Annotated in this window: 20 protein-coding genes; 17 read left to right on the top strand and 3 right to left on the bottom strand. The window is 36.0% G+C overall.

Annotated features, from left to right (window positions below; genetic code table 11):
* The first annotated feature begins 173 nt into the window (after window positions 1-173).
* The 3 genes from H0486_RS11370 to H0486_RS11360 all read left to right on the top strand — a co-directional run bounded on the left by H0486_RS11370 (window position 174) and on the right by H0486_RS11360 (window position 3,087).
* On the top strand, window positions 174-914 hold the full coding sequence (locus H0486_RS11370) for a 4Fe-4S binding protein (RefSeq protein WP_228353118.1): 741 nt from the start codon (window positions 174-176) through the stop codon (window positions 912-914).
* Window positions 915-930: 16 nt separating this feature from the next.
* Window positions 931-1,527, top strand: a complete 597-nt coding sequence (locus tag H0486_RS11365) for a PadR family transcriptional regulator (RefSeq protein WP_228353117.1) — start codon at window positions 931-933, stop codon at window positions 1,525-1,527.
* A 126-nt stretch (window positions 1,528-1,653) separates the two neighbouring features.
* Window positions 1,654-3,087, top strand: coding sequence for an MATE family efflux transporter (locus H0486_RS11360; protein WP_228353116.1), 1,434 nt, complete (start codon window positions 1,654-1,656; stop codon window positions 3,085-3,087).
* A gap of 259 nt (window positions 3,088-3,346) precedes the next feature.
* Here the strand turns inward: H0486_RS11360 and H0486_RS11355 are convergent, their stop codons facing one another.
* Window positions 3,347-4,282: an AraC family transcriptional regulator gene (locus tag H0486_RS11355; protein ID WP_228353115.1), complete on the bottom strand. Its 936-nt coding sequence runs from the start codon at window positions 4,280-4,282 to the stop codon at window positions 3,347-3,349.
* Window positions 4,283-4,405: 123 nt separating this feature from the next.
* Between H0486_RS11355 and H0486_RS11350 the strand changes: the two genes are divergently transcribed.
* Both H0486_RS11350 and H0486_RS11345 read left to right on the top strand, forming a co-directional pair.
* The gene (locus H0486_RS11350; RefSeq protein WP_228353114.1) at window positions 4,406-5,785 is read left to right on the top strand and encodes an MATE family efflux transporter; all 1,380 of its coding nucleotides are present in this window, start codon (window positions 4,406-4,408) and stop codon (window positions 5,783-5,785) included.
* Window positions 5,786-6,979: 1,194 nt separating this feature from the next.
* On the top strand, window positions 6,980-8,713 hold the full coding sequence (locus H0486_RS11345; protein ID WP_228353113.1) for a Na/Pi cotransporter family protein: 1,734 nt from the start codon (window positions 6,980-6,982) through the stop codon (window positions 8,711-8,713).
* A gap of 59 nt (window positions 8,714-8,772) precedes the next feature.
* Here the strand turns inward: H0486_RS11345 and H0486_RS11340 are convergent, their stop codons facing one another.
* Window positions 8,773-9,351 carry a TetR/AcrR family transcriptional regulator gene (locus H0486_RS11340; protein WP_228353112.1) on the bottom strand — a complete coding sequence of 193 codons (579 nt, stop codon included), beginning with the start codon at window positions 9,349-9,351 and terminating at the stop codon, window positions 8,773-8,775.
* A gap of 187 nt (window positions 9,352-9,538) precedes the next feature.
* Here H0486_RS11340 and H0486_RS11335 point away from each other — a divergent pair, with 187 nt between their 5' ends.
* The 4 genes from H0486_RS11335 to H0486_RS11320 all read left to right on the top strand — a co-directional run bounded on the left by H0486_RS11335 (window position 9,539) and on the right by H0486_RS11320 (window position 16,713).
* The gene (locus tag H0486_RS11335; RefSeq protein ID WP_228353111.1) at window positions 9,539-10,252 is read left to right on the top strand and encodes an ABC transporter ATP-binding protein; all 714 of its coding nucleotides are present in this window, start codon (window positions 9,539-9,541) and stop codon (window positions 10,250-10,252) included.
* 7 nt (window positions 10,253-10,259) lie between these two features.
* Window positions 10,260-12,641 (top strand): ABC transporter permease, encoded by a 2,382-nt coding sequence (locus tag H0486_RS11330; protein ID WP_228353110.1) that lies wholly within the window; start codon window positions 10,260-10,262, stop codon window positions 12,639-12,641.
* A gap of 486 nt (window positions 12,642-13,127) precedes the next feature.
* Window positions 13,128-14,825 carry an ABC transporter ATP-binding protein gene (locus tag H0486_RS11325; RefSeq protein WP_267023750.1) on the top strand — a complete coding sequence of 566 codons (1,698 nt, stop codon included), beginning with the start codon at window positions 13,128-13,130 and terminating at the stop codon, window positions 14,823-14,825.
* On the top strand, window positions 14,815-16,713 hold the full coding sequence (locus tag H0486_RS11320) for an ABC transporter ATP-binding protein (protein WP_228353109.1): 1,899 nt from the start codon (window positions 14,815-14,817) through the stop codon (window positions 16,711-16,713). The genes H0486_RS11325 and H0486_RS11320 overlap by 11 nt, the downstream gene beginning before the upstream one ends.
* Before the next feature lie 101 nt (window positions 16,714-16,814).
* On the opposite strand, the gene H0486_RS11315 is transcribed toward H0486_RS11320, so the two are convergent.
* Window positions 16,815-17,462, bottom strand: a complete 648-nt coding sequence (locus H0486_RS11315) for a Gfo/Idh/MocA family protein (RefSeq protein ID WP_228353108.1) — start codon at window positions 17,460-17,462, stop codon at window positions 16,815-16,817.
* 236 nt (window positions 17,463-17,698) lie between these two features.
* Between H0486_RS11315 and H0486_RS11310 the strand changes: the two genes are divergently transcribed.
* The 8 genes from H0486_RS11310 to H0486_RS11275 all read left to right on the top strand — a co-directional run bounded on the left by H0486_RS11310 (window position 17,699) and on the right by H0486_RS11275 (window position 24,985).
* Window positions 17,699-18,466: an ABC transporter ATP-binding protein gene (locus tag H0486_RS11310; protein WP_228353107.1), complete on the top strand. Its 768-nt coding sequence runs from the start codon at window positions 17,699-17,701 to the stop codon at window positions 18,464-18,466.
* Between the two features lie 11 nt (window positions 18,467-18,477).
* Entirely contained in the window at window positions 18,478-19,548 is a 1,071-nt protein-coding gene (locus H0486_RS11305) for an ABC transporter permease (protein ID WP_228353106.1), read from the top strand.
* Window positions 19,545-20,807, top strand: a complete 1,263-nt coding sequence (locus H0486_RS11300; RefSeq protein ID WP_228353105.1) for an ABC transporter permease — start codon at window positions 19,545-19,547, stop codon at window positions 20,805-20,807. Before H0486_RS11305 ends, H0486_RS11300 begins: the two co-directional genes overlap by 4 nt.
* A gap of 59 nt (window positions 20,808-20,866) precedes the next feature.
* Window positions 20,867-22,003, top strand: a complete 1,137-nt coding sequence (locus H0486_RS11295) for a sensor histidine kinase (protein ID WP_228353104.1) — start codon at window positions 20,867-20,869, stop codon at window positions 22,001-22,003.
* A 35-nt stretch (window positions 22,004-22,038) separates the two neighbouring features.
* A complete protein-coding gene (locus H0486_RS11290; protein ID WP_228353103.1) occupies window positions 22,039-22,668 on the top strand; it encodes a response regulator in 630 nt (209 codons plus the stop codon).
* Between the two features lie 16 nt (window positions 22,669-22,684).
* On the top strand, window positions 22,685-23,557 hold the full coding sequence (locus tag H0486_RS11285) for a helix-turn-helix transcriptional regulator (RefSeq protein ID WP_228353102.1): 873 nt from the start codon (window positions 22,685-22,687) through the stop codon (window positions 23,555-23,557).
* A gap of 188 nt (window positions 23,558-23,745) precedes the next feature.
* Window positions 23,746-24,285, top strand: a complete 540-nt coding sequence (locus tag H0486_RS11280) for a GNAT family N-acetyltransferase (RefSeq protein ID WP_228353101.1) — start codon at window positions 23,746-23,748, stop codon at window positions 24,283-24,285.
* 130 nt (window positions 24,286-24,415) lie between these two features.
* Window positions 24,416-24,985, top strand: a complete 570-nt coding sequence (locus tag H0486_RS11275; protein WP_228353100.1) for a Crp/Fnr family transcriptional regulator — start codon at window positions 24,416-24,418, stop codon at window positions 24,983-24,985.
* Window positions 24,986-25,003: the final 18 nt, after the last annotated feature.

The raw sequence follows: 25,003 nt of genomic DNA, 5'->3' as shown, positions 1-25,003 counted from the left end.
AGCAGCATATAGAGAGTATGACAAATCTATTGACTTCAGGAAGAATAAGAAGTGCTGTTCATAATTCTAATATGGTTTGAAGTTTTAATTGACATAATCATATTCTAATATTATTGTATATTATGATGATATATCATATTGATATATAAATAAATTAGAAATGAGGTTGGTATATGAAAAGACAACATATTAGGAAGTTAATATTATTTGTATCCTTCTTATTATTTCCGGTAACAATGTGGTACTTCTCGCCAGCAATAATCATTATGGGAATGGCACAGCATATATTAAATGGTAGTTTTTTTGTATTCCTGCTAATGTTGCTTCTATCAACGTTTATGGGAAGAAGCTTTTGTAGTTATCTTTGTCCAGCCGGAGGATTACAGGATATTTCAACTAACATCAATGACAAACCTGCGAAACAGGGTAAAAGAAGGGTTATAAAGTACGTAATTTGGGTTATATGGATAGCGGCCATAATAATCTCGTTTGCATTAGGTAATGGAGCAGTAAGGGCAGATGTGTTTTTTATGACCGATCATGGAGTATCGGTAGTCGAATTACATAACTATGTTGTATATTATGCTGTTATTCTTCTTCTGTTTCTTCCCTCTTTACTTCATGGCAAACGAGCAGCATGTCATTATATTTGCTGGATGGCTCCATTTATGATCCTTGGAGAAAAAATTGGGCAGAAGCTACATATTCCACAAATTCATGTGACAGCTGAGAATGTAAAATGTATTTCATGTAAAAAGTGTGAATCGGTATGTCCGATGGGGCTTAATGTGATGCAGATGGTGAAAGAGAATAATCATTGTCAGTGTACGGATTGTATTCAATGTGGAGCATGTGTTGACAGCTGCCCGAATAATGTTCTGTCATATTCATGGAAGACAGAAAAGGATAATTAATTAGTAGGCAGTAACGGTGAGTTTAAGGCATCATCTTATGGATGGAATGCAGGCATATTGTATGGAGGAATTATCAGTGGCGATTGAAAAGAAAATAAACTTTGTAATACTTGGACTCCTTAACCATGAAGCACTTACAGGGTATGAGATCAAAAAGAGAATTGATAATTCTCTTAGGTTCTTCTGGAGTGGAAGCTTTGGAAGTATCTATCCTACCTTAGATGTATTAGTACAAGATGGATGTGTTGAAAAGGAAGAGGAGACTTCAGGAAGAGGAAAAATAATATATTCCATTACGGAAAAAGGACGAGTACTTCTCAGAGAATGGCTCATGAAACCTGTTAAAAAGGACGAGTTAAGGTATGAGACATTACTCAAACTCTTTTTTGGAGGAGAGCTTGGAAGAGAAGGGATCTTGGTTCATATTCAGAACTTCGAGGAGAAAATCAAGAAAGAGCTTCTACTTCTTGAAATGTATGTTCAGAATCTGGAAAGGGTTCAGAACGAGGAGGATCATAAATATTATCTAATAACGGTCAAGTTTGGAGTTGAGACGTATCGGGCATATCTCAGATGGTGTGAGGAAGCAAGAAATATTTTACTTCACGATTAGGCCTACATACGGCTTTATACGTTTTACTGTATTTGGCGATTTTCTTTGTAAATGCTGGGCTGGACTATGTTTCTCCTATATGGTACAATGATTTTTATCGACAAATTCCGTATTGGAGGATCAAATATGAAGCAATCCGCATCAACAAGCGTTTTTCAGAAATTCCGGAATACATTTATAGGGGATCGCAGATTTTACTCCACCGTGTTTATGCTGGTGCTGCCACTTATTGTGCAGAACACCATTTCCAATGTTGTTAATCTTTTAGACAACATCATGATAGGACAGGTAGGAACACCTCAGATGTCAGGCGTAGCCATTGCTAATCAGCTTATATTTGTATTTAATCTGACTATTTTTGGTGGCCTTTCTGGTGCAGGTATATTCGGGGCCCAATATTTTGGTGCAGGAGATCACGAAGGCATACGCCATACTGTAAGATTCAAGCTTTGGACTGTAGTCATCACTTTAGTAGTTGCTACCATTATATTTCTCACTTGTGGGGATCAGTTGATATCCTTGTATCTGACTGGTGATGGGGATCCTGCTGAGAGAACTGCCATGCTTGAATATAGTAGGAGTTACCTTCGTATTATGCTATGGGGGTTATTACCATTCTCCTTGTCACAGGTATATGGCGGAACACTCCGTGAGACGGGAGAAACCATGCTTCCGATGAAGGCCAGCTTAGCGGGTGTAGTAACAAATCTATGTCTTAACTATATTCTGATCTACGGAAAGCTTGGCTTCCCGGTTCTGGGTGTTGAAGGAGCAGCTATAGCAACTGTTATATCACGCTTTGTGGAGCTTGCTATTATTGTAGTATACACCCATAGACATTCAGGAAAATTCAGGTTTGTTGAAGGACTCTATCAAACGATAAGAATTCCGAAAGGACTTACTTTTAACATAATGAAAAAGGGAGTTCCGCTTCTAGTGAATGAGTTGTTATGGTCATTGGGTATGACCACCTTGACGCAGATATTCTCAACCCGTGGTCTGAATGTCGTAGCGGCTCTCAACATAACAAGCACCATAACGAATTTGTTCAATGTAGTATTTATTTCCATGGGTTCCGCAGTAGCTGTTATGGTTGGTCAGGCTCTCGGTGCCAATGATATTCCACGAGCAAAGCAAACAGCATGGAGACTTATCTTTTTCAATGCCTGTATCTGTATTGTAGTTGGGGGAATACTTATTGCCTTGTCGCCAATCCTTCCGCATATATACAATACGACCGATGAGGTACGTATGCTGGCTACACGTTTCATGCAGACTAGTGCAGTATATATGGCAGTAAATGCGATGACTCATTGCACCTACTTTACAATACGATCAGGAGGAAAAACCTTCATAACATTTTTATTTGATAGCGCTTATACATGGGTCATATTTGTTCCATTTACATATGTACTCACACATTTTACTAATCTGGAAATTCTGGTTCTTTATCCGGTTTGTTATTTTGCTGATATTATTAAGTGCATCATTGGAATAACCGTTGTGAAGACTGGACATTGGGCGCAGAATATGGTATCAGACACAGCATCCAATGGATGAACTGAAATAAGAATGAAGGAATAAAGGGACTGTTACATGATATGTATATATTGAGTGTAACTTACCTCACACACTGTCTGAAGTACACATTACTGGTTTTGTAAGTCTCAGGTAAATCTAAATATTCGTATACGAACATGATTATTCGCCTGATTCTTACAGAACACAGCAATATATACTTCAGTCAGTGTATTATGGTAAGTCACACTCAATGCTCATATATCATGTAACAGTCCTCTTATTTATACTATAATCATGTTTATCGTCCCGAGGAATCCCTTTGAGGGATGAGATAATAATCATATGCATTATTAAAGTTATCACTTCTAAATTTCGATGGTGTACATCCCATCATCTCATGGAACGTCTTGGTATAGTGGCTGGCGCTTGAAAAACCAGTGGCATAACTAATCTCTGTTGTACTTAAGTCTGTCTTGGTTAATAATTCAATACTCTTTTGAATACGATAATAGATTAAATATTCTCCAGGGGTCTTTGAAGCATATTTTTTGAAAAGTTTTGCACAGAGGGTCTTTCCTACATTTCCGGCAGAGGCAATCTCCTCAAGTGAGATCTTTTCCATATAATGCTCTTGGATGAACATGATCATGGATTTAAAGGAACCTATTTTGAGGGAAGAAGATTCAACTATATTAGGTGGGATTTCTACATGCTTATAAATGGCTTTCCATATTCTGAATGATGCCTCTAAAATCTCTAGTTCTATGGTCTTCGGATTAGAGTCCTCAAATAGTCGTTCCATTTCATCAATAATAATGTATGTCCAGTCATTTCGACTTAAAGGTAAATAATCAAAGGAATTAGGTCCCAGTAATGGTGCCAAGTAAGTCTGTTCTATGTATTTTGTGCTACATAAAAGGGATGGGTGGATGATGCTGCAATAGTATGCACAAGGTTTCCCTGGGATGGAATGATTGGAATGAATCCGCTTTGAATTAACACAGACACCCTCCCCTGCATGAAGTATCATAGATTTTTCGTTGACGTTGTAATTCAATTCTCCGTCAATGATATATAAAAATTCTAAATCTTCATGCCAGTGCTCTGTTACATGATAGGTTTTATTAGCAGAGTAATAGGATTTTACTGCGAAGCACTCAAATGTTGGATTATTATATTCTACAATCTGGGAACCGTCACTACGGGTTGTAATAATATCACTCGAATTTGTCATAATATCTCTCCTATGTGATATATTTTGATATTTTTCGACTATAAATAGATATATTATTCGTTGCTTGAACGATATTATTATATTAGAAACAAGAGTGATTTTCAAGTGATAAAGGAGAGAACAATGAGAATACTGAAAGATAAACGTTATTTTGGAGATATGCAATTTTATAAAAATGCATTGATAATTGGAATCCCTGTTATACTTCAGTCGCTTATACAAAGTCTTGTTTCATTGATAGACAGCTTTATGGTATCAGGACTTGGGGACATTAAGATGTCTGGTGTTAATATTTCAGGGCAGATTTTATTTATTTTCATGATATTACTAGGTGCCGTTTGTGCATCAGGAGGTATTTTTCTTACACAGTTTTCTGGAGCAAAGGATAAGGAAGGCATGCAGCAGGCTTTTGCATTTAAACTGGTAACCTCCTTTTTATTAGCAATCTTTTATTTTATTGTAACCATGGCCTTTACAAGAAAAGTGCTTAGTCTTATGGTTATAGGAAATACTCAGTCGGATTTGATCTTAGATCAAGGAGAAGAGTATATGTTCTTAATGGGCTTTGTTGGTGTGCAGTCAATTATATCTTATGTTATCGCCTCATCCTACAGAGAGATTGGAAAGGTAAAGATGCCACTGATAATCTCAGTGACAGCTACATTGATCAATACAATATTAAATTGGGGATTGATTTATGGAAACTTAGGTATGCCAAGACTTGAAATAAAGGGAGCAGCATATGCTACCATAATCGCTAGAACGATTGAAATGATCCTGTTTATCATATATGTCATAATAGACAAGCCCGATTTTATTGACCTGTCAGTTCTTAAACGCGTTGATTTTAAGATGTTCGGTCAGATTCTCAGCAAAGGCTCCATGATTATCCTTTCACAAATGATGTGGGTTATTTCAGAAAGTATTACGTCAGCTATCTATAATGGAAGGGGAGGAGCTGATATAGTATCCGGTATGGCAGCAAGCTTTTCTATAGCAAACCTGCTCTTCGTATCCTTTACTGGAATAACGACTACAACGGGAGTCATAATCGGAAAATCCCTTGGCAGTAACCAATTGAATCGGGCAAAACAAGAAAAGGTATGGATGTTATCGGCAGCATTGGTGTTTGGATGCTTTATGTGTTTGCTTGGGTTTAGTACAACAGCACTCGTACCGATTGTATTTGGTAGTTTAAGTCAGAGTGCACAAAAGATATGCAAAGGTATGTTAATGCTGATAGCATCGCTCATGCCAATATGGACTTATGTAAATACCCAATTGGCTGTTTCACGGGCAGGTGGTGATACAAAGGTCTGTATGTGGGTAGATGGTGGTGCTACTCTGATTATGCTACCTATGTTGTTCCTTATGGCGGCTTTTACAAATTGGAGTCCGATTATCATGTATCTGGCAGTAAAGGTTTTAGATGTGGGCAAAATCATTATTGCGCATTTAGAATTAAAAAAAGAAAGATGGGTGGTTAATCTATCTGACAAATAATCTGGTTCAAAAGCTTAAAATTTTATGTTGTAGTAAAATCTAATAAGAGGGTTGACAGCTTGTAGAAAAAGGATTAAGGTAAAACACAATTATATCTAAAGTAAGGAATTGAAAGAATATTATGATTTATGTCTTATTTGGTCATTGAATCAGTACGTGAATACAAGTCATTATGTTTGATGATTGTTTTCTATGAGGGGGAGATACTATTATGGGAAATGTTGAATATATCAGATGTGACGGTACCAATGAGGATTTTATAGAGAACTGCTGATTATTAGATATGGATTTAGATAGACGAGTTGGTAGAATAGTTCAGAGAGAAAAATCCTTATTACATTCGAGGGAATACTTCGACAGAGTGATTTTAATAATCAGGGTATTGTTGATGCGTATATGTACAGCTTGTTACGAGATGAGTACTATTCTGAGAAGTAAAGAGAAATCTATTATATAGTATATCGAAAGATAGAAAGGGGATATTGCATTATGTACCGTCAGTGGTTATGACTTACCATAATGCACTGTCGGAAGAATATATTGCTGATTTTATATGGATAAGGCGAACTTATAGTCCGCCGTAGACATATAAAATCAGCAATTTGTAATTCCGTCTGTGTGTTAGGTATTCATAACCACTGACGGTACATAATGCAATATCCCCTTTGTCATAGAAAGAACATAATTATTGTAAAGTGTAGTTAAGTAGTTTACAATATTAATTAGTAACATAAATTTATTGGAGAGATTATAAAGAGATTATTTTTTTGAAATTTATTGAGAATAGTAAACGAAATATCTTGAAAAATAATACCAAATAAGTTAAAAATATAAATGTTGGGCTATAAAATCTGAAATATAGGAGGAGTAAGTATTATAGATTGTAATTAATGTGAAAAAATATGAAAACAAGTTAACAATGAATATAGATATGTTCCCTAAAAACGAGGTGTAAAATGGATTCAACGATAAGAGAAAGGGTGCATGAATTATACTGGCAGCATGATGTTAATAGTGCGATATTAAAAAGCAAATACAATAAGAAATGTAAATGTAATATCAACCGAGAAATTGATATATGACTACTCAGGGGTGATGATTTTGGCGATTGATCGGTAAATCGGAATTCAGTTAGTGCCTTGTTTGCCAACATAATAAGGTACAGTAAGAAAATAAAATATAGGGAGAATTATAATGGAAATTATAATGAATTTACTGCTTATGTTAGGTGGAGTCGCTGTATTTATGTTTGGCATGAAGCAGATGAGCTCTGGTTTGGAACGAAGCGCAGGATCAGGAATACGAAATTTATTTAAAAAGTTCAATAAGAACAGAGTACTAAACTATGGAATCGGAATCGGGGCTACCGCACTAGTTCAATCTTCTTCAGCCACTTCGATCATGACAGTCGGGCTTGCTCATGCTAATATTGTAACGGTTAAACAAGGTGCTGGCTTTATCTTAGGAGCGAAAGTAGGTACCACCCTTACAGCATTTGTATTTGCTCTTTCAGGTATAAGCAAAGGCGGCTTTAACATGAGTTATGTGTTTGCAGCAGTTGCGTTTGTTGGTGTCTTCATCGTTTTTTCCACTAGTAATGAAACTCTTAATAAAATTGCACCATTTTTAATCGGATTTGGAATGTTGTTTATCGGTATGGAAGTAATGGAAACCGCCATCGGTGGAGCTGATTCTACACTGAGTATAGAACTCTCTAAAGTATTTAAGTATGATATCATGCAAAACCCTTTTTTACTTATTATTTTAGGTATTTTATTTACAGGTATTATTCAGTCTTCCACGGCAGCAACTGGTGTATTTATCGCTTTTTTAACAACTGGCGTAATTAATAGTGTGGATCAATCATTTTTCTTGATAATGGGAGCAAATATAGGAACCTGTAGTGATGGTATTATGGCTTCCCTAACCACCAATGCCAACGGTAAACGTATCGCATTGTTCCATCTGCTCACTAGTGTAATAGGTGCACTCTCATTTGCGATCATTTTAATTATTTTCAGAACACCGGTTACCAGTCTTTTTAATGGCCTATTTCCAGGAAAGCCCCAATTTAGCCTGGCAACATACAACCTGATTTATAATAGTATATATACCTTAGCGTTACTTATATTTATAGATCCTATAGTCGATTTTATAACAAAAGTGGTGAAAGATAAGCAAGAGAAGCTGGAAGAGGTGTCATATATTGATGAACGCTTCTTAAAAACTCCTGCTGTTGCTATTGAACAAGCATTAAGAGAATTATTCGATATGGCGACTCTTGCAAAGGAGAATCTGGATCGATCTTTTGCTTCCTTGATCAACGAGGATATGAGTGAAAGCAAAAAAATTGCTGAGGTGGAATATCGCATTGATTTCTTAACAAATAAGCTTACCAGCTTCTTTATCAAAATCTCGTCAGTTACGAAATTTGCTGGTGATGAAAAATTGATTGGTGGATTGCATCATGTAACAAATGATATTGAGCGATTGGGTGATTACGCAGTTCTATTAGTAAAAGAAACCAGTTACATGAAAGAAAATAATGTAAAATTCTTAGAACAGACGAAAGAGGAACTTAATCAAATCTATGGATATATATCCGAAATGTTCGATTTGGGATTTGATGCATTTACTACACGCAGAACCGAGAATTTTAAAACAATATCCAACATTCACAAGGAAATCAAGAAGCTTATATCCTCTACACGAAATGAACATGTACTTCGCTTAAGCTCTGGCATGTATCCTGTCGAGGTATCAAAAAGTATATACTCTGTTCTGTTTTCATTACAAAGAGTTTCGGATCATATTGTAAATATAGCCTTCTCAGTTCGATCTACCACGGGTAGCAGGACAGAAGCATTCCAGGCCATTGAAAAGGAAAAGAAAAAAGCTGACAGTGCAGAACAATCAAGTTCTATGTGATGGACAACCCTCCTTATCGGTGCAGAATACAATCACCAATAGGGAGGTTTTACATTCAATCAGAATTCACCAAGTAAAGGGTATATTAATTCTTGAAAATATTGATCCATTTGTTGAGGTGTATAGGGTGTGTTATGATTTAACCACCACTTAAACAGTTCAATCATTGTACTTGTAATATGATTTGTCAGGATAGCTAACGGAACTCTAGGCTCTTTGTTCTTCGGTAATCTTCCTTCCAGATATTTTTCAACTTTTATGTTCCAATAGGATCGAAATTTATCAAAAACCAAGTCTGCACTTTCTGTGCTCATTATTCCTCGTATCTTCCGACTGTTGGCCATTATATGCTCAAGAAGTTCCGCGATCGGTACAAATCGTGTCTGATTTCCGGTTTCTTCAATATACTTGATAAAATGGTCGTTGAGTAACTCAAATACATTTTCAATACAGCTTTTAAGTAACTCATCTTTCGTATCAAAGTGGGAATAAAAGGTTGATCTACCCACATTTGCCCTATCAATAATCTCTTGTATGGTTATATTACTATACTTTTTTTCCTGCATTAAATCAATAAGGGCATTATAAATCGATTGGCGTGTTATCTCAGTACGTCGATCAGGTTTATTCATTTTCATATTCCCTTTTCCCGAACTTTTTTACAAAAATGTTCAATATGGAACAATTAAGTGAAACTGATTATTGAACTAAGAGCTGAACCTTCCTATAATTAAAACCGAACAAAATGTTCTGAAACATACATATTATACAATTTTTACTTTGCTTTTGCAAGACTATCAAATAATGATGTTGAGGTGAAATTATATGGCGACTGTCAAAAACAATACGGTAATTCAACTTGAAAAAGTGAAAAAGATGTATGCCATTGGTGAGAATGGCTTTTGGGCCCTAAAAGGGGTAAATATGCAAATTGATAAGGGTGAGTTCGTTGCAATTGTAGGTAAATCCGGCAGCGGAAAGTCAACCTTGTTAAATCTTTTGGGTGGAATAGATACGCCAACAGAAGGACGGATCATAGTCAAAGGAACAGTAATAAACGGTCTAAGAGAAAATCAACTCAGCCGCTTCCGAGGAGATACGATTGGTTTTGTGTTTCAATTCTTTCAATTGATGCCTACGCTAACTGCATTGGAAAATGTACTTATGCCTATGGATTTTTTGAAAAGAATCCCAAGTTCAGAAAGAAGAGAAAGAGCAAATGCACTTCTGGCTAAGGTGGGAATGGAGTCACATGCCGGAAAATTCCCGTCAGCACTATCCGGTGGAGAACAACAGCGTATAGCGATTGCAAGAGCACTGGCCAATAATCCGGATATTATTTTTGCGGATGAACCTACGGGGAATTTGGATAGTAATACGTCAGAAGAAGTATTTCGTTTACTGAAATCCCTTACGGATGAGGGGAAAACCGTCATAATGGTAACACACAATAATGAGTTGGCAGAACGCTGTGGAAGGACCATAAGAATTAGTGACGGACAAATAACGGAAGATATTATTTCGAATTATGAAAGGTGATCTGTGGATGAAAATCAATTATATAAAAGTCCTAAGGGAACTGAAAATGTACAAGACTAGGACATTATTGGCACTTTTGGGAATTTTAATAGGTATTGCAAGCATTGGAGCGGTACTTATATCCTACTCCATATTGACCAGAGAAATGGATGTCAATTATATGAATACAAATCCAGCATCTATCATATTAAAGGTCAGTAATCTGGATCCTAAGGGAATCGATTTGATTAAAGATATGAAGGAAAATATTGATGTTGAAGCCAGGAAGACCTTGATTGCACGAATTGATAGGGAAAATGGCACTTATGGTACGTTATATCTGTATGCTGTGGAGGACTTTCGCAGCCTAAGGGTAGATACGTTTACACTAGAAAAAGGCGAATTCCCGAATGACTCTGGTCAGATGGTACTTGAAAGAGACTCTTTAAAGAACCTATTGAACTTAGAAAAAGATTATGATGAAAATGTACTTATAAGGCTTCCGGGAGGAAAAGAAGCAAAAATGTATATAAGTGGGATCGTTCATGCACCAGGCCTGTCACCTGCATCAATGGAAAAGTACTCCTATGCATTTTTGACTCTTGATGGTTTACAATCATTGGGCTATTCTGGCTGGTATGATGAGATTCATCTTGTCTCTTATGATAACAGATTTGACCGTGAAGAGTTGAGAATAGTGGCAGCAGAGATGAAAGATCGACTTATGAAAAATGGCTATCATGTTGTAAGAGTAGATGTACCGGTACCTGGAAAGCATCCACATGGTGATCAGCTGAAATCGCTCTTGTTTTTACTACAAGCTTTCACTGTTATTTCATTATTTGTAGCATGTATTATAATTATCAATCTTTTAAACTTCATTATGTCCACACAGACAAAGCAAATTGCAATAATGAAGTCCACCGGAGCGAATACCTGGGATATCGCTCTTCCGTATTACTTATATGTTTTGGTAATAAGCATAGGAGCTATTATTTTAAGTATGCCGATAGCGATTTCAGGTGGAGCAGGTTATTCGGATATAGCAGCAGGTATCTTGAATTTTAAGATTACAAGCTACAGGATCCCAATTTGGGTATATATAATCCAAATATGCTCAGGAATACTGATACCACTTATTGCTTCATTTTATCCGATATATAGAAGCTGTAAAATAACTGTAAAGGAAGGGTTAGCTGAACATATTGACGACAGTAAGAAATCAAAAGGTAGAAAGTCTTTCATTCAGAGGCGAATAAATATTACAGACACAAAATTATCTATACCACTGAATAATGTTTTTAGAAAAAAAGGTAGGACATTATTGGCAATTTTAGCTCTATCATCAGGCGGAGTGCTGTTTATGACAGCACAGAATATCGTTGCATCCATTGACAGGACAGTGGATAAAAGTGAGAATACGTTCAATTATGACTTAGATGTCAGATTATATGGGAAATATCAGGATGATATTATCATGAAAACATTAGGAAATATCAAAGGCATCGATGAGGCTGAGATATGCAGGGCAAATACGGCTGTATTTGAAAAGAACGATGAAACCGATTCGGCTTTTTATACAATAAAAGCATTACCAAGAGACAGTACAATGGTTGATTTTCAAATCATAGATGGGGGAAATATTAACACTTTAGAGAATGCAATAATTATTAATAAGGCTCTCTGGGAAGAAGAGAAATGGTTACAGCCGGGCATGACCGTTACAATGCGAATTGGGAAAGAACATACACAGGTCACCGTAGCAGGTATTGTTAATGAAATACCTCCATTACCGAGTATATATATGAATCTGGATATATATGAAAGATATTTTGGTGATAACTCCACGCAAAACATTTTGATATCTGCAAATGGCATTAACGCGGAGGAGCAATTACAGATATCGAAAGAAATTGAGAAAAGGTTCCAAGCAGATGGAATAGAAATATCAGAAAATTGGAATATAGATCTTTTACGTAAAGCGTTTGTTGAACATTTGAAGGTAATCGTAGATTTCCTTTCCATCATTGCATTACTGGCTGTAGTAGTAGGAGGACTTAGTATTGCCTCCACCATTGGGATTAATATCTCGGAACGCAGACGGGAATTAGGCGTTTTTAGAGCAATCGGAGTGAGCAGTCATCAGTTAGTCTCCATGATATCATTGGAGGTAATTCTAATGGGTATCGCAGGATGGTTGTCAGGGTTTCTTCTGGCTCTTCCAGTTTCTGCATGGGCAGGTAATTATTTTGGGAACATATTTCTTCATACAAATTTAAACAATGCGATATCATTATCAGGAGCATTCTTATGGCTGGCAATTTCTATCATAGTATCCTATGTATCTGGTATAATTCCGGCCTCTAAAGCTGCGAACTCATCATTAAGAGAAATGCTGGCATATGAGTAAGAACTTAATATAACCAATTAATGGAATGATTATCAAATAAATACCGGGGAGGTGAAAATCATGAGTAAAAAGCATAGAATGGCTTTGATCATTATTGTTTGTATTTTTGCTGGTTTAATTCTAACACACTTAACATTTAATTATTTTATACCTTTATTCGAAAAAATGCATAGCGGTATGTACTAAATAGGATATGGTTCCTTTCCTGCCAACGTTTTAAGCACTGATAAGTGAAACCAAGATGCTGAGTAAGAAATGACATTGACAATTTTGTTGAAGTTTGATATCATATTTAAATCGTTTTAGCACCAATTTAAAGGATACAGAGAAGCTGTTTGCTATACTTTCAACAAGTTTATTTAGATGCTAATGAAAGCAGAGAACGAGTAATGTTTATCTTGATAACATTACTCGTTTTTATGGAAAGGACTGATTATTATAATTAGAGAATTGACGCGAAGTGTACGTGAGTACAAGAAACTGGCAATGATAACCCCAATACTCATTAGTCTTGAAGTAGTTATTGAATGCATCATTCCATTCATTACCGCGACCCTGGTCAATGAGATTAAAGGTGGCTGTGATTTAAACACAATCATTAAATATGGGATTATTCTGATTGTCATGGCATTTTTGTCACTGGCTTTTGGTGGGATTGCAGGAACCACCAGTGCCACAGCAGCTTGCGGGTATGCTAAGAATTTACGGAAGGATATTTTCTATAGTATTCAGGATTATTCCTTTGAGAATATCGATAAGTTCTCCACATCATCGTTGATTACTCGTATGACTACTGATGTAACCAATGTACAGAATGCATTTATGATGATAATCAGAATGGCTATTCGCTCACCATTAATGTTGATATTTGCATTTGTAATGGCATTTGTAATGGGTGGACGCATGGCATGGATTTTCCTTGTAGTGGTCCCAATTCTCGCAATTGGCCTGGGTCTCGTTATTTATAAGACCTTTCCATTATTCAGGAAGGTATTCAAGAAATATGATGCCTTGAATAAATCAATTCAAGAAAATATCAAGGGAATGCGCGTGGTAAAATCCTTTGTACGAGAAGAATATGAGCAAAATAAATTTGAGGTAGCAGCTCAGGATGTATGTGCTGACTTTACAAAAGCAGAACGTATTTTAGCGATTAATGGGCCACTAATGCAATTTTGCATGTATGTAGTTATGGTATTTGTTCTGTCCTTTGGTTCCTATACAATTATTAGTAGTAGAGGATCGGATTTTGATATCGGGCAGTTTTCTGCTATATTAACCTATAGTTTTATGATTTTAAGCAGTTTGATGATGCTTTCCATGGTATTTGTCATGATTACTTTGGCTGGAGAATCTGCTAAGCGTATCGTTGAAGTATTAAATGAGAAAAGTACTTTAACCAATATAGAAAAACCCATATATTCCGTTAAGGATGGTTCGATTTCCTTTGAAAATGTAAGCTTTAAGTATTCGGTAAAGGCAGAGAGAATGGTTTTATCAAATATAAATCTGCAGATTAGATCCGGTGAAACCATTGGAATTGTGGGAGGAACAGGTGCTTCAAAATCTTCCTTGATTCAGTTGATTCCACGTCTGTATGATGCAACAGAAGGAATTGTTAAAGTAGGGGGCATGGATGTAAGAAATTACGATTTGGATACCCTCAGAAATCAGGTAGCTGTTGTATTACAGAAAAATATTCTATTCTCCGGAACCATAAAGGAAAATCTCCGTTGGGGAAATAAAGAGGCAACGGACGAAGAATTAGTAGAGGCTTGTAAGCTTGCTTGTGCCGATGAATTCATCAATCAATTTCCGATGAGTTATGACACCTATGTAGAGCAAGGAGGAGCCAATTTGTCAGGCGGGCAGAAGCAAAGACTTTGTATTGCCAGAGCGTTGCTTAAGAAGCCAAAGATATTAATTCTCGACGATTCCACCAGTGCGGTGGATACTAAGACGGATGCCAAGATTCGTAAGGCATTTCGAGAATATATACCGGATACAACCAAGCTGATTATCGCCCAAAGAACAGCATCGGTTGAGGATGCGGACAGAATAATCGTCATGGATGGTGGTATCATCAATGGTATTGGAACTCATAAGCAATTATTAGAGGAAAATGCTATTTACCGGGAAATATACTATTCTCAGAATAAGGCAGGTGATCAAGATGAAAACTAATCATATAAAAAATAAAAAAATGATCATCATTCGCCTGTTCAAGACCATATTAGAGTTTTATCCAGTAATGTTCCCAGTTGTTATTATATGTATCATTTTTAATGCGGCTATTAGCTCCATTCCTGCAATATTTATGCAGAATATTATTGCTATTGTGGAAAAGAACTGGCAAGCTGGTGACTGGAGTTCAGTTGGAGAAAATATACTATACTTTGTTGCCATACTAGCGGTATTCTATATATTATCTCTATCAAGCGGTATCGCATATAATCAAATGATGGCATTTATTACTCAGGGAACCTTGAAGAAATTCCGTGTAAAAATGTTCAATCGAATGCAAACACTGCCAATAAAATATGTAGATACGAATAATCATGGCGATATCATGAGTTATTATACCAATGATATTGATACATTACGACAGATGATATCTCAGAGCTTTCCACAGTTACTGGTATCATGCATCACAGTAATCACTGTGTTTGGAATTATGATGTACTATTGCATATGGCTAACGTTTGTTGTAATCATTGGTGTAATTGTGATGCTCATAATTACCAAAAAGATTGGTGGCGGTTCTGCCAAATACTTTATAAAACAGCAGAAGGGTCTTGGTCATCTGGAAGGCTTTGTAGAAGAAATGATGAACGGTCAGAAAGTAATTAAAGTATTCTGCCATGAAGAGGAAAGTAAAGCGGATTTTGATAAGATTAATGAAGAATTATATAACGTTTCAAGGGCGGCAAATCAATATACCAATATTCTAGGCCCAATTTTGAATAACATTGGCAATGTATTATATGTTATCGTTGCCATTACCGGGGGTACTTTATTGATTACTAATGTTCCTAATTTAAGTATCTCTGGACTGGCTATGGGAATAAGTATTGTTGTCCCATTCCTGAACATGACAAAACAGTTTGTCGGAAATATTAATCAGGTATCTCATCAAATCAATGCTGTCGTTATGGGTATTGCCGGTGCACAGAGAATATATGGTTTGATTGATGAAGAACCGGAACAGGACAACGGATATGTTACCTTAGTAAATGTTCGTGAAGAGAATGGCCAGTTGATTGAATGTAAAGAAAGAACCGGAATTTGGGCCTGGAAGCATCCACATAGTAGTGATGGCTCGGTAACATATACGAAATTAACCGGCGACGTGAGATTATTCGACGTTGATTTCGAATATGAGCCGGGGAAGACGATATTACATGATGTCAGTCTATATGCAAAGCCGGGACAAAAGGTTGCCTTCGTGGGTGCAACCGGTGCAGGAAAAACAACGATTACAAATCTGCTGAATCGTTTCTATGATATTGCAGACGGTAAAATCCGTTATGACGATATTAATATCAATAAGATTAACAAAAAGGATCTTCGTCGAGCCATTGGTATGGTTTTACAGGATACCAATCTATTTACCGGTACGGTAATGGATAATATTCGTTATGGTAAACTGGATGCCACTGATGAAGAATGTGTTGCTGCTGCAAGCCTTGTAGGTGCAGATGATTTCATTAGTCGTTTACCCGATGGCTATCATACGATGATTACTGAAAATGGAGCAAATCTATCTCAAGGACAACGTCAGTTAATTTCTATTGCCAGAGCAGCAGTTGCAGATCCTCCGGTTATGATATTGGATGAAGCAACCTCCTCCATTGATACAAGAACAGAAGCGATTGTTCAACGTGGAATGGATGCTCTCATGAAAGACAGGACAGTGTTCGTAATAGCACACCGCCTGTCCACAGTTAAGAACTCTGATGTTATTATAGTACTGGATCATGGACGTATCATTGAACGTGGTAATCATGAGGAGCTGATCGCTCAAAAGGGTCAGTATTATCAATTGTATACCGGAGCATTCGAGCTAGAGTAAGCTATACGGACACATCTGAATAGAAATATAATAATATATATAAAAAGTGTGTAGCAATTAAGGTGAATCTTTTTGTTACACACTTTTCATTTTAGGAAAGACTATTTGGATAATTCAAAGGCTATAGAAAGACCGGGTAAGGCATTTTCACAATCAATAACTGAACCGGAATTATCAGAATTGGTTATCACATCGTAAGTAAGAACCTTAAGATCTTTACCCAACCAGGTTACAAAATCCAAGTCATGAATCATTAATGATGTAGCTATAGTCTCTTTTCCGAGACTCCCCCATATGGGAGGTGTTCTTCGAAAGATGGTAAGGTGTTTTAGAGTACCATATTTCTGATTTTGACAATAATCAAAAATCATACGATAATAAGGATCATATCTAAGAAACATATCTACCAGCACCTTTTTTTCGTTTTTCTTTGCAGTATCCATAATCTCGATACCTTCCTCCATTGAGGTCACAGCAGGTGTTTCTATGAATATGGAATGGTTACTCTGTAAAGCCATTAGTGCATATTTTGCATGTAATTGTGAAGGTAAACAGATGTCAATAAAATCAAATGGTTTACTATAAAATTCGTTAAGATCTGTAGTACAATCACAATTAAGCTCTGATTGTATTCTTTTTAGCTTCTCAACATCTCGTCCCCAAAAGGTTAATTGAATGGATGGGTCTATCTTCTTATATAACTCTCCATGATATTTGCCAAATCCGATTCCTAATATTCCAATATGCATTTGTATTGCCTCCTCTTAATTAATGAATTAATTATATAAAAGCATTTATGACATCAGTATGTCATAAAAGGAGTGAAGATTTTTCATTCTTAGATATGACTAAAGTCATATACAATATATTTCTTTTTTCACTAACGAAACCTGTAGACTGATGTTATTCTGATATCAAGATTAATTCAGGGAATTTCAATAAAGTCCTAAAATACAACAATGAATGGAATGGAGAGGATAAGAGTATGAGAGAAGCTGTATTAAAGACAACGGAGTTGACAAAGAAATATGACCATAAGGTTGTTGTAGATAACTTGTCATTGGAAATCTATCAGGGAGAGATATTTGGTTTACTCGGACCCAATGGAGCAGGGAAGAGTACAACGATGAATATGATTTGTTCTATTGTAAAGCCTAATTCTGGAACAATTGAATTATTGGGTAAAGATCCTCTAAAGCATAAATATGAAGTGAATTCTAAAGTTGGATATATACCACAGGAGCTGGCGATTCATGGGAATTTAAAAGCGTGGGAGAATGTAGAATTATTTACTTCATTATATGGATTGAAGGGAAAGGCTTTAAGGGAAGCGGTAGATACCTCTTTAGAATTTGTAGGACTTACGGAGAAAAGAAACCTATATGTAAAAACTTTTTCCGGTGGTATGAAACGACGGCTAAATATCGCCTGTGCAATTGGCCACAATCCTGAACTTCTAATATTTGATGAACCTACAGTTGGCATTGATCCTCAATCTAGAAATTTTATATTGGAAAAAATAAGAGAAATCAACAAGAAGGGCACTACCATTATCTATACAAGTCATTACATGGAAGAGATTGAAGCAATCTGCTCGCGTATTGCGATTATGGATAATGGTAAGGTCATTGCCATCGGAACGAGTGAAGAGTTAAAGAGAATGGTATCAGAAGATGGAAATGATATCACCTTAGAGGAAGTATTCTTGACTCTAACAGGGAAAAAACTACGAGACTATGGTGAACAAGCTTAAGGAGGAGCCAGATGATATTATATTTAATAAAGAATAACTTTAAGCTTATGCTTCGAAACAAATGGATTATAGGAATGATGATAATAGGCCCGATTATAGTGATTGCGGTATTAAGTGCGGTATTTCAAGATGTACTAAGATCTTATGAGGGTACTGAGAAATTTACGATTGGATATCGTTTGGCAGAAGATAGCACATTTCGTCCTTACATAGATACTTTGATTGATATTGGGAATGAGGCTGGTATTACATTATCTGAGTGTACTTCTGGAAGTGTAAAGGAATTGCTAGATAAGAATGACTACCGTAGTTTTGTAGAATTCTCTAATAATTCCATAAAGATCTATATAATCGAGGGCTATGAAATGGAAGGTATGAAGACAGAATATTTTTTTAACAAAATAATAAAGGGCCTTTCAGTCAATGTTAAAGAGAATGATGCCATTGTTTTTCCGGTGAAACAGCTTTCATACATACCAAAAGTGGAAGCCAATGACTATTATGGAATTGTTTTTATTGTTTATTATATATGGTGCTGTTATGTTTCTATATCCTCAGTTATTATATCGGAGAAAAAGAATAGAATTGAGAAAAAATTCAGGGTTGCTCCAGTTTCCGAAGTAAAACTTTATCTGGCAAAAGCGATACCTTGCGTGTTAATAACCTTATGTGAAATGGCGGTAACAATTACAGCTACTGTACTATTATTTGATGTACAATGGGGAAATCCTCTAATTACCTTACTCATAATATTTCTTATGGTAATAGCAGCTACTATGTTTGGCCTGTTTTTAATATATCTTTTTAATAATTTAGCAGTTGCTATTGGGTCAGCTTTTGCATTTGTATGGATTGCAGGCTATTTAGGAGGAAGCTTTGAAACCTATTATTACTCATCGGTATCGGACAAAATCAAAGTGCTTTCACCGCTATATCATATTAATAGAGCATTAGTGGAATACTCTGCGATTGGAAAAAGTGACTATACTGGGAGCAGTATTGTTTATCTGCTGATTATCTCAGGGATCTGCTTTTTCGCAGGTCTGATTATTGCGAAAATAAGAAAGGTGGACATTGCATGAATCAAATAGCAACTCTTCTCAAGATGAACATAAAATTATTACTTAGAAACAAAGGTTTTCTCTTCTTCTTATTCATACTACCAATCCTTTCTATTCTGTTATTAAGTATACGGGAAAAAGATACAAAAACAGATAGTAATGCCTTTAAGCAAAGTATATATGAACTTACAGATGCTGATACTAGCCTTATTAATTACTCAGATACGTCGTACTATACGGTCAAGGTATTCGATAGCTCGGAATCAGATTTAACCAACTATGTTCTCAATGATTTAATTAGTACTGGATTAGTATCAGTATATCGTTATTCATCCAAGGATATGTCAGAAGAGGAAATCGAGCAAAAAGCTCAGTACAATGCCAATCATGACCGGATAGGAACCATCCTGTACTTTTCTCCTGAGTTTGAAGAAGACATTCTGACTGGTCAACCAATCAATTCCCTACAGATTTATCGAATAGAAGAGGATGAACGGCAAGCCATCATAGAAGAAGCACTTCAAGAAGCTATACAGAGAATGATAAATGCATCCCAGTATGAGGACAAAGACATAGAGGGGATATTGGATGCACTGCAATTGGAGGATAGTATGCTTCCTCAAAAAGAAATCATAGAGATCAGTAAATCTGAGCTAGGATCACTTGACCATGTACAGCAAGCAAATCAAAGTAAAATTGGTTATTCATTCGCTGTCCTGTCGTTATGCTTTGTATTCTGTGGCGTATTCATCGCCTATACCGTAATGGAAGAAAGAGAAAATCGAGTTTTTACGAGGATTACATTGACAAAAGTAAATACAAGAAGCTATATTATTTCAAAATTGTTAATTTCTGTGCTGATTTCTTGTATACATACTGTTATAATTGGGGTAGGAGTCTTTTTCTTTGTTCAACAGGAATTTGGAATTAGCATTTTCAGTTATTTACTTCTTACCTTCCTTTTGGGACTGATCTTTAACACCTTAAGTCTTTGTGTTGGTGTATTGATTGGAAATGCAATGGCTACCAATTATGCAGTGTTCAGTATTTGGTCAATATCGTGTATGATATCAGGTTTATATTTTAGTACCAGTGATTTTTCTGATGTCATGAATCAGATTTCAATGCTGGCACCGCAAAGATGGTTTATGAAGGCTACTGAAATGTTAATGCTGGGAGACACAGCGGCAAATCGTATGATTATACTCGCAACAGTAGCATTTCTTACGATTATAGTATGCATAGGAATCTCTGGTTTAAAATTAAAGCATGAGGAGTAAAGAGTGATAATATCTCTATATGAATGTAAGTACTCCTTTTCTGAGCATGGAGGCAAACTATGAAGGAGCACGTTCGAGAGAATTACTTTCTAGTACTAAAGCTGATATTAGCTCTCTTATTAGAAGTATTTATTATGATTGATAACAATGTATTATCAGGAGCATCGAGTCAGGCGCTCCTGTTTTCTGCGTTCTTTGTTGCTTCCATTACCTTTAATGAAGTAACTGACAAAGGTAAGAAAATAGTCGGATTAATTCTTGAAGGCTGCTTCGCTTTATTATTAGTTCTATTCGTTGAACAGGAGTTTGCAATTCTATTGACTATATGGATATTAGATATCGTATCAGTAAAAAAAGCTACTATTTCTTGGTATCTGACAGCTTTACTTCCCCTCTTATTCATGGATTATAGTAAGTATCAATTTCTGATAGTCATTTTATTAATTCTGATTTACTTTCAGAATGCAGTGGTGATATATTCCTACAAAGAACAGCAAAGAGAGGATGAGCTATCAGAGCTGAAATTAAAGCAAAACATAAATCAAAAGGAAACTATGTATAAAGAGGAGATTAGTAGAAGCTTATTAATGGTAGAAAATCAAGTATTAGAGGAAAAATCCAGACTTTCTCAGGCACTACATGATAAATTAGGGCATAGCATTAATGGTTCTATTTATCAGCTGGAGGCTTGTAAGGTAATTATGAATCAGGATCAGAAAGTCTGTGAAGGGATGATTCAGGCAGTGATTGACAATCTACGTAATAGTATGGATGAGATAAGGGCAATTCTTAGAAAGGAACGTCCGGACAAATATAAACTGGCCACGTTACAATTGCATGGTTTATGTGATGATTGCAGGAAACTAGGAATCGATGCTAATTGTAATATAAGCGGGAAGCTGTCCGATATCCCTTCAAAGTACTTAGAGATTATTCTGGACAATGCATTTGAAGCCGTATCCAATGCTTTAAAGTATGCTCATTGCACTCGGCTTGAAATTAATATTGCTGTTCTAAATCAGATGGTTCGGTGTACGATTTCTGATAATGGTGTCGGTTGTGAAGAGATTATTGATGGTATGGGGCTATCCGGTATGCGTAACCGAATGAGAAGTGTAAATGGAATCCTGGATTTTTCGTCAGAATTAGGTTTTACGATTAATATGCTGTTTCCATTGGAACAGGTGAATGGTTAATTGTCGGTATGTTTAGTAGAAGGTGAGGTTAGGGTATGGATAAAATAAAGGTGATTATAGCAGAGGATAGTGACTTTGTACGTGATGGTATGAGAATTATCTTAGGTATGGATGAAGAATTTGAAGTGATAGGCTGTGCTGCTAATGGATTGGAGGCAGTTAGTATAGCAAAAGAAAATAAAGCAGATGTGATTCTTATGGATATTCAAATGCCTGAAATGGACGGAATAGAGGCGACCAAAGAAATTGTGTCTCAAAACTTAGGAAAAGTATTGATTCTTACAACCTTTGATGACTACGATTTAGTAAAAAGGGCAATACATAATGGAGCAAAAGGATACCTAATCAAAAACCACAAACCAGAGCAGCTAAAACAAATGATAAAATCCATACATAGTGGTGCGACTGTTATGGAGGAAAGTATTCTGGAAAAACTAACGGCTAATGAAACTACTGCATCGGAAGGGTTTCAGGCTGATAACCTAACGTCGCGAGAGCTCGATATCATAAAGGCTGTTGCAGAAGGGCTTTCCAATAAACAGATTGCTGAAAGACTCTTTATAAGCGAGGGAACGGTTAAAAACTATATTAGTACTATTTTAGAGAAAGAAAATTTGTCACATCGAACGGCTTTAGCAGTGTACTATCTGACCGGAAAGAAATAAACGAGGAGAAACATTTATGAGAGTACATCGTTTAATTCGGATATTGATGAAATTAGATCAAGAAGGAAAAGTAAAAGCCCATGATATGGCCGAAGCTCTGGAGGTATCATGTAGAACAATTTATCGGGATATAGATATTTTATGTGAAGCAGGGTATCCAATCATCACCACAACAGGCCAAAAGGGAGGAATTACCTTTGTTGAGGGTTATAAATTGAATTTGGATCAATCCAATGCTGCACTGAAGACATTAATTACTCATTTATATGCCATGCCGGATCAAGAAAAGCTTGTTAATGCAATAGAAAGCGGTTTGAATTTAAAATATATGAGTAAGGACAAAGCAAGTGATGAGAATAAGCAGAAAATATTAATTGACCAAAAAAGCTGGTGGGAAGAAGATACAACTGAAATTGATCTGCAACCGATCATGAAGGCTTTATTCTTACAGCATAAGCTTAACATCCAGTATATCCAGAGTGATGGATCTCAGTCGAATCGGGTGATAGCTCCTTATGGTCTGGTACTAAAATACACGTCATGGTATGTAGTTGCTTATTGCTATATGAGAAATGAGATAAGGACCTTTAATTGTGGCAGAGTGAAGCATATCGATTTACTTCAGGAGTCTTATACAATTCCGGATGACTTTGTATTGAAGAATTATTGGACTCTATCGGTTAAGTCCTTTAAAAAAAGTAGAAATGAAGAGGAGTATTATCCGGTTGAGATTATGGTCCCTAAAAGATTTGGATCAATATTTGCAAATTATGATATAATTGGGATAAAAAAGGAGGGAGACTCCATTATAGGAATGATTGATTTACATAAAAAAGAATGTGCACAAGAGGATATAAGAGCTTTATTATGCTACGGGCAAATATTATAACCTGATGAAATGAGATTAAGAGCAAATGAAATCTTAGAAAGCCGTATTCAGGCGTACCATAAGCTATAAATATGATATTTTATCAATGATATGAATTTATGAAATGTACGAAATGATTTAAATATAAATAAAGCTAATTCGGTAAGAGATTGTATCGAAGACAGTATGTTGACATGAGAAAGAGGGTTGTGAAAGTAGTGAGAATGATAAAGACATCAGAAGAAAAGCATGAAAATAACTGGGAAGGAATTCGATATATGTCAGCCGAAGAAATTCCTGAATGTGTAAATGTAATCATTGAAAGCTTCAAGACTGTTGCTGATGAATTTGGAGTTACGCCGGAGAATGCGCCTAGATATGTAGGATTTGCAACAGATGAGAAAAGGCTTCACTGGCATTTTGAGAATGAACAACGACCAATGATTGTGTACATAAAAGACAATCATATTGTTGGCTATTATTCACTGGCATTACAAAATGATAGTGAATGCGAGCTTAATAATCTGTGTGTTCTTCCTGAATATAGGCATGAGGGAATTGGTGAAAAATTATTAGCAGACTGCTTTGAGAAAGTCAAAGAGCTTGGTTGTTCAAAGGTAAAGATCGGTATTCTTGAAGAAAATGTAGTGATTCGAAAATGGTATGAGAAGTATGGCTTCGTTCATACTGGTACGCAGAAATTTGATTTCTTTCCGTTTACCTGTGGATATATGGAAAGGATAATATAACTGGATGCAACTAGAGATAACATAAAGCTGAATAATATGACAATTCTGATTGATTGAGTATTGGACTTATATGGTTTATCAAAAGGCTGATTAATCCATATTATTATCTTGAATTTGGAGAGTACTGAAAATGAAAGAAAAATTGAGTCTGTATGATTATTTACACAAAGAGGGTATTGATTATAACTTAATTCAGATATTGAAACCCTTATTTACCCATAGGGAATATCGAAAAGGCGAAATGATTTTACATATGGGAGAAAACACAAAGGTAGTTTGTTTGATTCTTCAAGGTATCGCGAGAGGTGTCTATATTGATACAGAGGGGAAGGAAATTACCAAATGCTTTTCGAAAGAGGGGGATTGGTGTTGTGTCTATAATATGCTTACGAATCGTCCATCAGAATTCTGGATTGAGGCTCTGGAAGACTGTCAGGTTGAGGAGATTGCAGTAGAACAGCTTCGTGGCTTGTTAAACATGTCTCAGCAACTTCGAATGCTTTATGAAAAATTATATAATAATGCGTTTGTTCAGATTGATGAAAAAGGAGCATTATTCCAGAAAATGCAGGGGAGAGAAAGATACCTTTATTTTATTAATAAATATCCTGATATTGCGAAACGCGTAAAGCAGGAATATATAGCCTCTTATATTGGTATTACACCAAGTTCTTTAAGCAGAATAAAAAGGGAGCTGTAGTTGCCATATGACAATTAC

The sequence above is a fragment of the Variimorphobacter saccharofermentans genome, assembly GCF_014174405.1.
GTDB lineage: Bacteria > Bacillota > Clostridia > Lachnospirales > Lachnospiraceae > Mobilitalea > Mobilitalea saccharofermentans.
This window is presented reverse-complemented; position numbering and strand designations above follow the sequence as displayed.